Origin of the sequence: Halobacillus litoralis (assembly GCF_009856415.1) — a bacterium.
Classification (GTDB): domain Bacteria; phylum Bacillota; class Bacilli; order Bacillales; family Halobacillaceae; genus Halobacillus; species Halobacillus litoralis_C.
The window spans coordinates 38,610-52,505 of record NZ_WMEZ01000005.1 but is presented as its reverse complement, the minus strand read 5'-3'; the positions used below and the strand labels follow the sequence as shown (position 1 = coordinate 52,505).

The window sequence follows — 13,896 nt, the reverse complement described above, 5'->3', positions numbered from 1 at the left end:
GGGGAATGGGGAGACTCCTGCGGGAAGAGAGTGCTTGGTGAGACCCCACAGGACGCGGAGTCCGAGGAGGCTCACCGCGCTCCCGCGGAAAGCGAGTCACTCCCCGCAGCCCCACCCACTCAACAAAAGTCTCGAAACGGAGTCTTACACAACCCTGCCATATACTTTAATAAGGGAAATGGGTATTCGCACAGGGACGGCCTCTTCTACATAGGTTGTAGAATGAGGAGGTAGAAAATGAACAGAAATAATTTTCTTGCCGTAGATGTCGGAAATAGCTGGTACAAAGCTTTGGTATCCGATCAAGGAGAAACATTTGATTATCAGATGCCAAACGCGATCGCCTTGTTTGATGAAGAATTTTACGAAAAACCGTACGATGAGGAAGATGTGGAGCTTGAAGAAAATTTGATTGTTGAAATCAAAAGCCCTTCGATCCAGGATCGACGTGAGATTTTTTATATCGGTAAGTCAGCGATGCAGCAGAAAAACGTCAGCTTAACATCATTCAATAATCAAAAAGTTGACGAAGAGCGCACCTACATTCTGCTTTTTGCTACCGCTGCGTATCATGCCTTATTGACCAATCCTGCTGAAGAGGATTTCCAGTTCACGATCGACCAGCTGGCCGTATCGTTACCAACGACCCAATACAAAGAAAAGAAGGATATCTTTAAACAGCGCTTGATTGGAAATCATACGGTCATTTTTCATAAAGTGCCTGGGATAAGAGAACCGAAGGAAGTGGCAGTCAAAATACAAATTGAGGATGTCATCGTAGGAGCGGAAGGAGCCCTTGCCTACTTAGCTTTGACGAGAGATCAGGATACGCTCATGATCTCAGACGATTCACTCGTTAAGGATTCTTCGAAAGGTATTCTCATTGGTGATCTAGGCGGAGATTCGGTTGACTTTGTAGGGATCAAGAAGAATAAACCGGTCGCATCTGTCGAAGGCGAGCCGTTCGGCATCAATCAATACCTCGACCATATCATACAAAAAGTAAGTAAAAATGAAATGTACAGCTTTAATTCACGTTCGGAGCTTGAAGAAAAACTCGTGGCCGGTCAATCCGAATGGTACGTGGAGCCATTCGCAGGAGTAAGAAAAGATATTAGTAAATACATCACTCCACAGCTGCGTTTGATGGCAATCAAGTATCTCGAACATTTTGACAGAGTGAGAAGCCGTTCCAATGAGATCAAGGGAGCCTCCCGATACATCGCGGTCGGCGGAGCCGCTGAAATCGCTGAAAAACAAATCAAAGAAGCAGCCGTGAAATGGAATGAACGCGGACGTCCGATTGAATTACTTTTCCCTGAAAACATGTCGCAATTGAATGTGCAGGGATTGATGATTCTTGCTAAGATGCAGTGGATAAGCAAAAACAAAGAATACGCGGACGATTACGCCTATACTAAAAGTTAGAGGGTGAAGGAATGTCAAACGTATATCACGATTATTTTAAACAAACCGTGCTTACGATCCCTGATTCCTTCATTGATATAAAAACAGGAGACCATCACAAGGTCTCCCCTGAAATGAGAGAGGAAATTGCCTATCACTCAGAGAATAACACCCTGAATCATTTGATCTTCTCTGCCTTGAACCACTACTTTCATAAGGCTGCTACTTCTCAGCAAGAGGGTACAAATGGGGTGTTGTCTGAATTACTGGAAATAAAGAGGTTGCTTGCGGCAGGTTCATATCAGAAGGAAAGGGCCCCATCCTCCTTCAAGAAACCACTTGTTTCACAGGAGATGAACATTCAGGAAATCGAGGATCTGTTAGAAGCTTTCGGTGGGTAAACACGTATGTACAGAAGGTAGGCTCCTTTAGTCTACCTTCTTTTCTTTTACCGGTTTATACGCATAGGAAAGGTCAATCGGTGTTTCGCCATGTCAGATTCAGCGATTTTTTACAAATGAACGGCTGGCAGACAGGTAATCGCACAAAAACATGATAAATCCACAGTGATGCAAATGCCAGTACCTACAAGATCATCCAAATCCTTATGATCCAGTTGGTGACAGGCGGATCCGTGCTTGCTGTGGCATTGTTTCGGGTGTTTATCTTTCAGGTCTGATTTAAAGTCCAGAAGTTCGAGAACGGCACAATCTTTGTTTAATTCTTTTATTTTAAAAATGTGAGTATGGATACACTTGATTTTCTCTTTCTTAGAGTGACAGGAATATGTGGCTACTCCTGTGCCTTTAAAAGGTTCACATCCGCAATACAAAAGAAAAGGAATCGTGTTTTTCTTTACACGTTTTTCTCCGATCAGATCATTGATCGACTGCTGGCAAGACGTGTGACAATCATCCTTCTTCGCTTTCTTCTGCGCAAAAAGGATGGCTTCCAATACTTCTTCCACGCAGTTTTTATAATGTTTCATTTTATGGTGTTTATCTTTTTTTCCACAGCATCCATCTTTATGGTCGTAATCATAGTCATAATCATACGCTCGATAACTCATTTTTTTCACTCCTTAATCATTCAGTTATCGTATTATACGTGAGGAGACGATTTTCGTTTGATGTGTGCGCCCATCGCAAGGGAATTTTCTTCCCCCTAAGAAACAGAGAGATCGCCTCTGGCCCTCGAACTCCTACAAATGTCCCAGGATAGGACTTTTTAATTATGATCGTATCGTACCTTGGTTCACCTCTTCCCTTCACTTATACTGAGAATAATAGAAAGGAAAGGTCAGTGATTTTTCATGCTTTACATACGGCAGGTTGAAGAAATTATTAAGGATACACTGCTTGAACATCAACTGGACATCAATTATGAAATCAATAATAAACTTCCAGCACCTATGAGTTATAATGTATCCACAAATACAGTGAATTTTAACTATCTACAAATCAATGGATATATGAGTAAAATAAAAGTAAATGAACCTGAAGAAAATATTGTTAAAATCATTCTCTACCACGAAATAGGCTACTACCTGACATTCAAAAAACATAAACACGATTTGCGTACACTTATGTACGGAGAAGATGAGGAGATCGAAGAGCTGAAGTCCGTCATTGAAACCAATGCGTGGAACTATGGACGTGCATTCGTCCCCGACCATTTACTCGAAACATACGACCTCGTTCGTGAGAAGGACGAGAGTCTTCTGCAAGGATTGAGATGAAAATTCCTTTATTCTACAATTTATCCTTGAAAATGGAAGGTCATCGCATCGATCTTGTAGAAATAGTTATACAGTCACTACATGATTAGGCTTAATAAAAAAGGAAGGTGAATGGCATGTTCAAGAATCGTTTATTCAAGAATGTTCTATTCCGATGGATGCCACATAAAGAGCAAAGCATTTGTGAAAAAAGATTGATCAAAGTGGTCAAACGCCTGAAGGTTGAGAATTTCAATTTTAATTGGGACCGTAACAGTTGTTTTGTGGAGTTTACATATCAAGGGGAGAGCTATCGTCTCGAGCATTCCGTTGATAAAGCCAAAGAAAAAGGCATTATTTTAAGGAACGGTTTGGATTGCTTGAACGAATTGACACAGTCACTTGAAGATTTGGGCTTGATTATCGACCGTGGTATGTATGACTTCGACACGTGGATCGCCGGCATGAGACAGTCACCTTCCGTGGAAGAAACGCCTGAAGTACAAGATGAGTTCCAGCTCAAGTATAAGTCTCTGGGAAAACAAGCGGGAGAAGAAACGATTGCGCTTAAACCAGAAACTTCGTTCAAAAAATTCGACGACAATCATCCAACATCAAAACGGACGCAAATCAAATAAAAGAATGACCTGCCTCTTTATCCTAAGGAGCAGGTCATTTTTTGTTGATTTTTTTCTTACCGATATAGGTCCACATAGCTATATAAGTAGTAAAAAGCAGGATTAAAAACATAGGGGCAGACAGCACATCGCGTATCATCACTGGTTCATGACATCCTTTCTATTTTAAACTGTCCAAGGGAAACGGAAAGAATACGTAGAAAAGGACAACAATCGGCAGGGATATGATGAGAGCCCGGACAGGGTTTCGGTAATGAATATAAAGCACGATGAATAAGACCGCATTCAACGGAATGTTGAGCCAGTTGTTCCATCCATGATCATAGACGAACATCCCTTTCATAGAAAACAGCCACTCCAAGATCGTGTAAAATGCAACCCAGACTGTGATATAGATGAACTGGTTTTTCTTCATTTTGGGAAAACGCTGCAAGTAAATGATTAAGCCGACAGGACAGATGAAAAAAGTGAACGCCATATTAATGATGGAATGGTTCAGCCACTCCAGTGTCACCCCACGGAATGCCCACAGCGTGTGATTATAATAGAGGAAATTATAGGTCATGTTCACAGTAATAAAAAACAGGATCGTCGGGTATTGCTTCTCTACCTGCTTCCAATCAACGAAACGATAAGCAAAAAGAATCCACACCACGATGACTAATAATAAATACATTTCCCACCACTCCAAGAAATTGATTATCTCCATTCTGCACTCCCCTATTCCCCTTTATACACAAGCGTTCCACTCCCATAAATAGCCACACCAGGTCATCCAATATCTGGATGACCTGGTGTGGCAAATAATGTAAATACAGCACAAAAAAACGCCTGCTTCGTCTTCGCTTGGGAGCGGTTGGAAGCAGGCGTTTGTTAAGGGTATTTCACCTTAGCATATGTTCTTAATAGGCAAGTGCGAATAGCCCCTTGATGTGGGAAAGGTAACGTACATTACTTGCTTCTTTCATGACAGAAGCCGGAAGACCTTTCAATGGTGTCTGGTTGGCACCGATGAAAGCGACCGCGTCTTTACGGCCAAGGCTTGCGAGCGTACCTGAGTTGACAGGTTCAAACTCTTCAAAGCTCTTGTCTTCAAGGAAGGCATATAGGTTATAACCGACGGTATCACCCATCTGCCAAGCGATTTGCGCTGTCGGTGGTTGTGGGCGTTCATCACCTGGTTTGAAGTAAACCGCACTGTCACCGACGACAAATACGTCTTTGTGGGAAACGGACTGAAGATAGTTGTTCACAGACGCGCGTCCGCGATTTACTTCAATACCAGATTCACCGACAAGTGGGTTGCCTGCAACTCCACCGGTCCAAACGAACGTATTCGCTGTCAGTTTACGGCCGTCTTTCAACTCGATGACGTTTCCTTCTACATTCGTGACAGGAAGTTCTGTCAGGAATTCAACGCCGCGTTTTTCAAGGCTCTTCGTTGCTCTTTCAATCAAGTGATCAGGAAGCATCGGCAAAATCTTCGGCATCGCTTCTACGAGTGTCAGCTTGATTTCTTCAGGATTAACTCCGTACTTTTTAGCCATAGCTGGTGTTTCATCAGCCAATTCACCGACAAGCTCAACACCAGTCAAGCCACCACCGCCGATGACGATGTGTGCATCTGCTTCGTTATTCGTTGCTGCATAATCACGAATGCGTGCTTCCACATGTTCACGGATTTTATTTGCATCTTCCGCAGATTTAAGGACCATGCTGTGTTCCTGCAGTCCTGGGATGCCGAAGTAGTTCGTTACACTACCCAGTGCCACGACCAAAGCATCATAGAACAGTTCAGAACCATCTTCCAGTGAAATCTTCTTGTCATTGACAGAAAAGGACTCGATCGTCGCAACCTTAAGGTTGATGTCTTTTCCTTTCAACAACTTCTCAAGAGGAAGCGCTGCCGCCTGCTCAGAAATGTTTCCTGCTGCCAAACGGTGCAATTCTGTAATGATTTGGTGTGTCGGGGTTTTGTTAATGATTGTCACGTTCGCTTCAGAAGCGTCCATGTATTGGCGCACAGACAAAGCGGCAAGAAGCCCGCCATAACCGCCGCCTAGAATGACGATTTCTTTTGACATGTTGATTCCTCCATTTCCTACTCTTTGTGATTGCGTTCAGCGGATACTTTTAAGTATGCGTTGACGAAACGGAACATTTTTTGAGCTTGAGGGTCTTTCAACATCTTCATCAAGCCGAATAGTCCGATGACTTCTGAGCTGCTTTCCGCATGATCTTTCGCTTCGATTGCGTTCTGCGCTACTTCTTTCACGGTATGTTTGAGAGGCTCAGCCACTTCTGACATGAACTCAACCGTGTCTTTTTTCAGAACTTCATCCGTCGCAAGCGATTGAACGGTATCGTAGGAGCTTGAAAGAATCTTCACCAATTCGGTAAGCTTCGGAAGCTCTTTCACAAGAACAGTCAAAGATTCCTGTACTTCAGGTTCCAGTAGTTGGTCGAGCAGTTCACGCTCGTCACGAGCAACGTTTGTCTGCCCGTCTTTTTCTGTTGTGAATGAATCTGCCATATCCACTTCTCCTTTTTTGAGCCCGGGGCTCATTTTTTTATAAGTAAATAACTAGTACAAGCAACGAAAGCTCTACCTGTTATAAAACAGTAAGAGTGCTATTTTATAGCTAACGTTACTAGAGTAAAATATAATCTTGTGAAGCACAACACATTCTTACAAAATAAACGCTTACAATCGTGATTTTTTTCAAAATCCCCGTTCTTTTTACAGCATTTTCAATCAAAAAGACGGATTTATCGCTGTTATTATCATTCGCTAAAGACATTTTCTCATTCCGGATTCTACCTATTTTATATGAGGAAAGGTTCTCCATACGAGAAGAAGGCTAACCGCAAACCCGATTAGCCCCCTACTTCAACAGATGTTACGGTAAATCGTTACCAGCAGCCCGGTAAAGCTCGTACCATTCTTCTCTGGACAAGACAATATGAGAAGCTTTGGCAATGTCCTGCATCCGCTGCGTATTCATAGTCCCCACAACAGGTTGAATGTTCGCAGGGTGACGAAGAATCCAGGCAATTGCGATGGCAGAATCCGTCACATCATACTTTTCAGCCAGTTCCTGAAGCTTGGCATTCACTTCTGGGAACGCGTCATTGCCTACAAAAGGACCTTCAATCATCCCGTGCTGGAATGGTGACCATGCTTGAATCGTGATGTCGTTCAGGCGGCAGTACTCCAATACATTGCTGTCCCTGACGACGGCCGGATCGTTTTGCATGTTCACATTAAAACCAGCATCAATCATCGGTGTATGGACGATGCTGAGTTGCAGCTGATTGACGATCAAGCTTTCTCCCATGTATTTCTTCAGGAGTTCCATTTGCATCGGGTTTTGGTTACTGACACCAAAGTATCGTACCTTTCCGCTTTCTTTCAATGTGGCAAATGCTTCCGCTACTTCTTCCGGCTCCATCAAAGCATCTGGACGGTGCAGCAAAAAGCTGTCCACATAATCTGTATTCAACCGCTTCAGACTGCCATCCACAGACTCCAGAATATGCTCTTTAGAAAAATCGAAGAAACCTTTACGAATGCCGCATTTCGTTTGCAGCTTGATGTCCTCACGTGACACGCCGGTCTCCTTCAGAGCTTCCGCAAATACAGAATCCGATTCTCCTTTACCATAAATATCGGCGTGATCAAATAAGTCGACCCCATTCTCGACTGCGTTCGTGATCACTCCAGATGCATCCTTCGTGCTCAGCTCACTCATTCTCATACAGCCAAGAGATATTTCTCCGACTTCTAAATCACTGTTCCCTAATTGAATTTTCTTCACAATGTTTCCACCTTTCTTTCCAAGCCTACCCTTATCCTATCACTTTCCCTCAAAACCGAAAGGAATAACGCTTACAATAAAAGGGAGTACCAGGTCATCCAGAATCTGGATGACCTGGTACTCCTTTTATTTCCATTTATCTGCATTCCCTTATATAATCCAAGGGAGACAGATCATTTCAGAGGAGGAACGTTGAATGGGAAACATGGAAACACTCCAGCAGTCGAATTTTAAAAATGGAGCTTATCCGTTCTATGAAAAGTTAAGAAAGGATCGACCTATTTTCCCCATGAACAGTGATGGGAAGAACCACTCCTGGATGATTACGAAATACGAGCACGTGAAAGAACTCTTGAAATCACCCAGTTTCATTAAGGACCAAAGCAAATTATTCGCTTCTTCATCTCAAGACGCCGAACAAAATGAATTCAACATCTTCCAAAACATGATGCTCGACGTTGATCCACCTGACCATTCACGCCTGCGCAAACTCGTCCAACCTTACTTCAACCCTAAAACCATTAAGCAGCTGGAACCAAGAATCCGTGAAATTGCGGATGATCTATTAAACCAAATGAAGCAAAAAGAAACAACGGTTGATTTAATTGATGATTATGCTTTTCCCCTGCCTATTATCGTTATCAGTGAGATGCTTGGCGTTCCCGCAGAGGACCGGGATAAATTCAGAAAATGGTCCAACACCATTGTCTCTGCATCCAATGAAATGGACCCTGACTTCATGGGTGATGTAGAAGCTTTCACTACCTACCTGACAGAGCTTTTTGAACGACGAAAATACGAACCTCAGGATGACTTGGTTTCCCATCTCATCCAAACCGAAGAAGACGGGGAACAGCTGACTAGAAACGAACTTTATTCCATGATCGTCCTTTTGATCATCGCCGGCCACGAAACGACGGTTAACTTGATTGGGAATACGCTGTATGCCCTATTTGAACACCCTGACCAGCTTGAAAAAGTAAAGGCTGATCCTACTCTCATTTCTGGTGCGATCGAAGAAGGACTTCGCTATTACAGTCCTGTCGATTTCTCGACGGCCCGATGGGCAGATGAGAACATCGATTTCCACGGCCAGTCCATCCGGCGTGGGGATTTCATTGTCGCATCGCTCAGCTCAGCTAACCGTGATGAAGAAAAATTTGAACATGCCTCTCAATTTGATGTGACAAGAGAAAGAAATGCACATGTCGCGTTTGGGTTCGGGATCCATTTTTGTCTCGGCGCGCCTCTCGCTCGACTCGAAGGGAAAATTGCGCTGGAAAAGTTACTAACCACATTCCCTGACATTGACCTGAATCGTGATGTAACTCAGCCCGAATGGCGGTCCGTTTTCCTATTAAGAGGGCTTGATTCCCTTCCTGTTTCTTTGTAAGCAAAAAAATCCACTTGATGAACGCATCAAGTGGATTTTCCTCTAAATGCATATAAAAGGGTGACCACAAGGAGGAGTCCTGCAAGAATAAAAGCGGAGTTTACAACAAGAGGGACATCACTCCCCTGATTTTTAACTCCGATACCGATAAACGCCCAGACAAAAACGAGCGGGTATACCCAGTCATCCTGGCTCTTCATAAAGAAAACCGCAAGCAGTGTACCCACAATCATTAACAGTACCGTCCAAACCGAGGCGGAAATTCCGAATCCATCCCACCCAATATAAGTCAAATAGTAGCTGATATTCGCGATTGTTGCGACACTGATCCAGCCAAGATAAACAGAGAACGGAAGCCGGTCGAAAAAAGAAGCATCATTCTTCTGTAAGGTTTGATATAAGCGGATCAATGTTAGCAGCAACGCAATCATCACCAATACCGAAACTCCAAAAAACTCATAGTGCCACATAAAGATCCAAAGACTATTCAGCACGCTGCTTAAGACGAAGAGTCCGCTTGTTTCTTGGTAGATTGGCAAATCCCGTCTGCTCTTCGGAAACTGCCGGATCACCCAGATTCCTAGTAAAATATAAATAAGACCCCATATGCTGAACACATACCCTGCAGGAGTGAATAACACGTTCAGACGGTTGGATATTTCACCTGTGGTCTGACCATTCAGAGGCAAAGCATTGGCAAGCCCATTCACAGTGACCACAAGAATGAACGCCAGAACGTTCATAATCCACTTCCCCATAAAAACTCCTCCTCTAAACTCTGATTGATACATAGTATTCCTTTTCATGCTCTAATAAAACACCATCCCCCACATCCATACCCAAAACTCTTCCCCCATAATGTGTTATGCAAGTCCAATTTAAGGGAAGAGTATAAAGGGAAATTTTCACACTACGAAAAAGGAGTGGAAAACATGAACAACAAGCAATTTGAAAAAATGAAGAACGGCAATGGGTTTATCGCAGCGCTTGACCAAAGTGGCGGAAGTACACCGAAAGCACTGGCCGCTTATGGCGTCCCGGAAGATTCCTATTCAGGTGAGGATGAGATGTTCGACCTTGTCCACCAAATGCGCACAAGAATCATCACCTCTCCTTCTTTTGATGCCGATCACATCCTTGGAGCCATCCTCTTCGAGCAAACGATGGACAGGGAGATTGAAGGTCAATTCACGGCTGATTATTTAGCCAGCAAAGGGGTTGTCCCTTTCCTTAAAGTCGACAAAGGGCTCGCAGAAAAAGAAAACGGCGTCCAGCTTATGAAACCGTTTGATAATCTTGATGAAACATTGCGCCGTGCCAATGAACGCAATATTTTCGGCACAAAAATGCGTTCCGTCATCCATGAGCCAAATCCTAGCGGAATTAAAGAAGTCGTTCAACAGCAGTTCGACATTGGAAAAAGAATCATCGCTTCTGACCTTGTACCGATCATTGAACCAGAAGTCGATATTCACAGCAGTGATAAAGAAAAATGCGAGGAACTTCTCCGAGATGAAATTTTGAAACACTTAAATGAGCTATCTGATGATGAAAACGTAATGCTGAAGCTGACAATCCCTACGCAGCCGAACGCTTACAAAGAACTCGTCGATCACCCTCGAGTGGTACGTGTCGTTGCCCTTTCCGGTGGTTATTCCCGTGAGGAAGCGAACGAGAAGCTCAAAGAAAACGATGGTGTCATCGCAAGTTTCTCACGTGCTCTGGCCGCAGACTTGAATGCTAATCAGTCTGATGAGGAATTCAATGCAGAGCTGAAGAAAGCGGTCGACTCGATCTATGATGCTTCGGTCTATAAAAAATAACACAAGAAAAAGGGGCGATCTTTGAGTCGCCCCTTTTCTTTATGATTTATTTCTTAATAGTCTCATACTGTTGAGAATGACGAGTAAAGCTGCCCCTGTGTCACTTAACACAGCCATCCATAAGGTCAGGAAACCTGGGAAAATGAGCAACAGGGCCGCAAGCTTCGTCACTAAGGAAAACCACACATTCTGTTTGATAACTTTCAACGCTTTTCTGCTCAAACGAATCGTGTGCGGAAGCTTTTCCAGATTATCGGCCATCAGCACAATATCTGCGGTTTCCATAGCCGTATCTGTTCCTGCTCCCCCCATAGCGATTCCTAGGTCAGAGGTCGCTAAAGCTGGAGCATCATTGATCCCATCTCCAACCATCGCCACACTCTTTCCTTCCTTCTGCAGTTTCTTCACAGCTGAAACTTTATCATCAGGTAAAAGCTCAGCGAAATAGCGATCAACGCCTGTTTCCCTTGCAATCTTATCCGCTGTTCCTTTGTTATCCCCTGTGAGCATCACCATTTCCTGCATCCCTACCTGCTTCAGCTTTTGAATCGATTGAACGGTAATGTCGCGAATGGTATCAGCAACAGCGATGAGGCCAAGTACTTTGTCTGATGTCCCTACAACGACAATGGTATGCCCCTCATTTTGCAACTGTTGAATCCGTTCTTTTATATCAGAAAGAGACACCTGTATCTCCTCAAACAACTTCGGACTTCCAGCAAAATATTCCACACCAGCCAACTTCGCTTTCGCACCTTTTCCTGCAATTGCTTGGAAATCTTCGCCTTCGATCGCCGTCATATTTCGTTCTGATGCATACGTGATAATTGCCTGAGCAATCGGGTGAGTGGAATGTTCTTCAATGGTTCTCGTCACACGGATCAATTCATCTTCGCTTACGCCTAGTGCGTGCACTTCCGAAACCTTTGGACGCCCTTCTGTAAGGGTACCTGTTTTATCAAAAGCGATGGCTTTGATGGTTCCGGCCTTTTCAAGAAACGTACCGCCCTTGATGAGCACACCATTCTTAGCTGCATTTCCGATGGCTGAAACAATCGCGACCGGTGTAGAAATAACAAGAGCACACGGACAGGCGACCACAAGTAAAGCGAGCCCTTTATACAGCCAATCTCCCCACGTGCCAAAACCGAAGAGAGGTGGAACGACCATAACCAACAGAGCGAGAGTGAATACAATCGGTGTATAGACACGCGCAAACCGATCCACGAAAGCCTGGGTAGGAGCTCTCTTCTCTTGAGCCTCTTCCACAAGGTGGATGATTTTAGCGATTGTTGTATCTTCCACGAGCTTTGTGACTTCGATTTCTAACGATCCACTTTCATTTACTGTCCCTGCATAAACGATATCTCCCATTTGCTTATCTACAGGCAAAGATTCTCCAGTGATCGGTGCTTGGTTGACACTGGATATGCCGGTAATCACATCACCATCCAAGGGAATCTTTTCCCCAGGTTTAACGACGATGACTTCGCCAATCCCCACCTCTTCTACCGCTTTACGGACGAGTTGGTTCCCTGATTTGACCGTAGCTTCTTTTGGCGTAAGGTTAATTAAACTTCTGATCGATTCCCGCGTCCTTTCAATGGACCGGTTTTGGAGTGTATTGCCTAATGCAAACAGCCAGACGACCATGGCACCCTCAAACCACTCTCCGATAAGGGCAGCCCCGATAGCTGCCGATGCCATGAGGACGTTCATATCCAAAGAACCGCTCTTGATTGCATAAAAAGCACTTCTCGCAGGCTTGAACCCGCCGATAAGAATGGCTGCCGCATAAAAAGCCGTGATGAATTCAGCTGGAATATTCACGAATGAACCGATAAAACCTAGACCAAGGAAGACCCCTGATAAAGTCGTCGTTGATATCCCATCACCTTTGGCAGCTTTCCGGTTTTGATCGTCATTTTTCCCTTCCATGGAAGCTTGAAATCCGGCCCTGCCTACTTCTTTTATTATTTCTTTTGGAGAAGTCGTATGCTGAATATGCATCTTCCCTGTCGAAAATTGGACTTGAACGTCTTGAACGGCAGGATTTCTGCTCAAATGCTTTTCAATCGTCATCGCACAAGAGCCGCAATCCATTCCCTCTATTTTGTAGGTTTGTTTATTCTTATGACGATCCACTGGCTCTGCTTCAAATCCTAATTTACGAATATGTTTCGGGACCTGATCATAAAGGGTTTCATCCTCAGCAGCTACCGTCATCTTGCCGGTCCCATACTTAACGCTGACCGATTGGACGCCGCTAATCTTCTGCAGCCCTTTTTCAATGGTGGCCGCGCAAGAAGGACAGTCCATACCTTTGACATTAAATTTCATCCCGTTTGAACTTTGAGCACTTCCAACATCCGCGCCTGAGCTACAACACGAAACCTCTTCTTGCTCATTTCCACAACAATGGTCTTGGGGTGCTTCATTGCTGGTTGTATCACTAGAACAACAAGTCGAGTTCGCCTCCACTTCTTCCGTAGCATTTGAGCAACAAGTTGCTTCCGGCTCCTTTTCCTTCTTAACGGTCGAACAACAACTTGTTTCCGTCTTCTCTTTTTCCTTAGCGCTAGAGCAACAAGACACCGCTTCATCTTTCAAAATCTCTTCCGAACTTGAACAGCAACTCGCTTTTTTCTCCTCACTCAATCCTCTCACCTCAGTTTTTCTCTATACTTCATTCGAATGTTGAATCGCAATAGAAACCAACTGGTGGACATGCTCGTCAGCCAAAGAATAGAAAACGAGCTTCCCTTCCTTCCGGTATTTGGCCAATTTCATATTGCGCAGTAACCGGAGGTGGTGCGAAGCAGTGGCTGTCGTTGAACCGATGATGTTCGCTACATCACACACACAAAGCTCGTTTTCAAGTGTCAGGGCATACGCGATTTTTAAGCGCGTGGCATCGGAAAGCGCTTTGAAAATCAGCTCCACACCAAGGACTTCATCCACCTTCGGCTGGACTCTTTGGACAAGTTCTTCATCATAACAAAAAGTATCGCACGTATCTTTCGGTGCTTTCTTCACAACGTTTTCACTCAATGTAGTCACCTTCATTCAAATAGTCGTTTTAATGTTTAAATATAGTGTA

General features: G+C 44.1%; 14 protein-coding genes. 6 read left to right on the top strand and 8 right to left on the bottom strand.

What is annotated here, in order from left to right; genetic code table 11:
• Positions 1–237 precede the first annotated feature (237 nt).
• Entirely contained in the window at positions 238–1,428 is a 1,191-nt protein-coding gene (locus GLV98_RS13295; RefSeq protein WP_160915995.1) for a ParM/StbA family protein, read from the top strand.
• An 11-nt stretch (positions 1,429–1,439) separates the two neighbouring features.
• Positions 1,440–1,808 carry a hypothetical protein gene (locus GLV98_RS13290; RefSeq protein ID WP_160915993.1) on the top strand — a complete coding sequence of 123 codons (369 nt, stop codon included), beginning with the start codon at positions 1,440–1,442 and terminating at the stop codon, positions 1,806–1,808.
• A gap of 110 nt (positions 1,809–1,918) precedes the next feature.
• Here GLV98_RS13290 and GLV98_RS13285 read toward each other — a convergent pair whose 3' ends face one another.
• On the bottom strand, positions 1,919–2,476 hold the full coding sequence (locus tag GLV98_RS13285) for a CotY/CotZ family spore coat protein (RefSeq protein WP_237417142.1): 558 nt from the start codon (positions 2,474–2,476) through the stop codon (positions 1,919–1,921).
• Positions 2,477–2,719: 243 nt separating this feature from the next.
• Between GLV98_RS13285 and GLV98_RS13280 the strand changes: the two genes are divergently transcribed.
• Entirely contained in the window at positions 2,720–3,145 is a 426-nt protein-coding gene (locus GLV98_RS13280) for a hypothetical protein (RefSeq protein ID WP_160915991.1), read from the top strand.
• 116 nt (positions 3,146–3,261) lie between these two features.
• Positions 3,262–3,762, top strand: coding sequence for a hypothetical protein (locus GLV98_RS13275; protein WP_160915989.1), 501 nt, complete (start codon positions 3,262–3,264; stop codon positions 3,760–3,762).
• A 160-nt stretch (positions 3,763–3,922) separates the two neighbouring features.
• Here GLV98_RS13275 and GLV98_RS13270 read toward each other — a convergent pair whose 3' ends face one another.
• The 4 genes from GLV98_RS13270 to GLV98_RS13255 all read right to left on the bottom strand — a co-directional run bounded on the left by GLV98_RS13270 (position 3,923) and on the right by GLV98_RS13255 (position 7,580).
• Positions 3,923–4,471, bottom strand: coding sequence for a CBO0543 family protein (locus GLV98_RS13270; RefSeq protein ID WP_237417141.1), 549 nt, complete (start codon positions 4,469–4,471; stop codon positions 3,923–3,925).
• Between the two features lie 193 nt (positions 4,472–4,664).
• Entirely contained in the window at positions 4,665–5,846 is a 1,182-nt protein-coding gene (locus GLV98_RS13265) for an NAD(P)/FAD-dependent oxidoreductase (RefSeq protein WP_160915987.1), read from the bottom strand.
• A 17-nt stretch (positions 5,847–5,863) separates the two neighbouring features.
• Positions 5,864–6,295, bottom strand: coding sequence for a DUF1641 domain-containing protein (locus GLV98_RS13260; RefSeq protein ID WP_160915985.1), 432 nt, complete (start codon positions 6,293–6,295; stop codon positions 5,864–5,866).
• Between the two features lie 367 nt (positions 6,296–6,662).
• Complete coding sequence (locus GLV98_RS13255; protein ID WP_160915983.1) at positions 6,663–7,580, bottom strand: aldo/keto reductase; 918 nt, start codon at positions 7,578–7,580, stop codon at positions 6,663–6,665.
• A gap of 196 nt (positions 7,581–7,776) precedes the next feature.
• Here GLV98_RS13255 and GLV98_RS13250 point away from each other — a divergent pair, with 196 nt between their 5' ends.
• Positions 7,777–8,973: a cytochrome P450 family protein gene (locus GLV98_RS13250; protein ID WP_160915981.1), complete on the top strand. Its 1,197-nt coding sequence runs from the start codon at positions 7,777–7,779 to the stop codon at positions 8,971–8,973.
• A 26-nt stretch (positions 8,974–8,999) separates the two neighbouring features.
• Here the strand turns inward: GLV98_RS13250 and GLV98_RS13245 are convergent, their stop codons facing one another.
• Positions 9,000–9,731 carry a TspO/MBR family protein gene (locus tag GLV98_RS13245; RefSeq protein WP_160915979.1) on the bottom strand — a complete coding sequence of 244 codons (732 nt, stop codon included), beginning with the start codon at positions 9,729–9,731 and terminating at the stop codon, positions 9,000–9,002.
• A 174-nt stretch (positions 9,732–9,905) separates the two neighbouring features.
• On the opposite strand from GLV98_RS13245, the gene GLV98_RS13240 reads away from it, so the two are divergent.
• The gene (locus GLV98_RS13240) at positions 9,906–10,796 is read left to right on the top strand and encodes a fructose bisphosphate aldolase (RefSeq protein WP_160915977.1); all 891 of its coding nucleotides are present in this window, start codon (positions 9,906–9,908) and stop codon (positions 10,794–10,796) included.
• A 39-nt stretch (positions 10,797–10,835) separates the two neighbouring features.
• Here GLV98_RS13240 and GLV98_RS13235 read toward each other — a convergent pair whose 3' ends face one another.
• Together GLV98_RS13235 and GLV98_RS13230 are read right to left on the bottom strand one after the other, a co-directional pair.
• Positions 10,836–13,136 carry a heavy metal translocating P-type ATPase gene (locus GLV98_RS13235; RefSeq protein ID WP_237417140.1) on the bottom strand — a complete coding sequence of 767 codons (2,301 nt, stop codon included), beginning with the start codon at positions 13,134–13,136 and terminating at the stop codon, positions 10,836–10,838.
• A 339-nt stretch (positions 13,137–13,475) separates the two neighbouring features.
• A complete protein-coding gene (locus GLV98_RS13230) occupies positions 13,476–13,847 on the bottom strand; it encodes an ArsR/SmtB family transcription factor (RefSeq protein WP_237417139.1) in 372 nt (123 codons plus the stop codon).
• Between the last annotated feature and the right edge of the window lie 49 nt (positions 13,848–13,896).

Excerpts from the sequence above, each read along its gene's own strand:
- GLV98_RS13290 (WP_160915993.1), top strand. The coding sequence starts at position 1,440 with ATGTCAAACGTATATCACGATTATTTTAAACAAACCGTGCTTACGATC.
- GLV98_RS13275 (WP_160915989.1), top strand. The coding sequence starts at position 3,262 with ATGTTCAAGAATCGTTTATTCAAGAATGTTCTATTCCGATGGATGCCA.
- GLV98_RS13240 (WP_160915977.1), top strand. The coding sequence starts at position 9,906 with ATGAACAACAAGCAATTTGAAAAAATGAAGAACGGCAATGGGTTTATC.
- GLV98_RS13295 (WP_160915995.1), top strand. The coding sequence starts at position 238 with ATGAACAGAAATAATTTTCTTGCCGTAGATGTCGGAAATAGCTGGTAC.
- GLV98_RS13235 (WP_237417140.1), bottom strand. The coding sequence starts at position 13,136 with ATGAAATTTAATGTCAAAGGTATGGACTGTCCTTCTTGCGCGGCCACC.
- GLV98_RS13260 (WP_160915985.1), bottom strand. The coding sequence starts at position 6,295 with ATGGCAGATTCATTCACAACAGAAAAAGACGGGCAGACAAACGTTGCT.
- GLV98_RS13280 (WP_160915991.1), top strand. The coding sequence starts at position 2,720 with ATGCTTTACATACGGCAGGTTGAAGAAATTATTAAGGATACACTGCTT.
- GLV98_RS13250 (WP_160915981.1), top strand. The coding sequence starts at position 7,777 with ATGGGAAACATGGAAACACTCCAGCAGTCGAATTTTAAAAATGGAGCT.
- GLV98_RS13265 (WP_160915987.1), bottom strand. The coding sequence starts at position 5,846 with ATGTCAAAAGAAATCGTCATTCTAGGCGGCGGTTATGGCGGGCTTCTT.
- GLV98_RS13270 (WP_237417141.1), bottom strand. The coding sequence starts at position 4,471 with ATGGAGATAATCAATTTCTTGGAGTGGTGGGAAATGTATTTATTATTA.
- GLV98_RS13245 (WP_160915979.1), bottom strand. The coding sequence starts at position 9,731 with ATGGGGAAGTGGATTATGAACGTTCTGGCGTTCATTCTTGTGGTCACT.
- GLV98_RS13285 (WP_237417142.1), bottom strand. The coding sequence starts at position 2,476 with ATGAGTTATCGAGCGTATGATTATGACTATGATTACGACCATAAAGAT.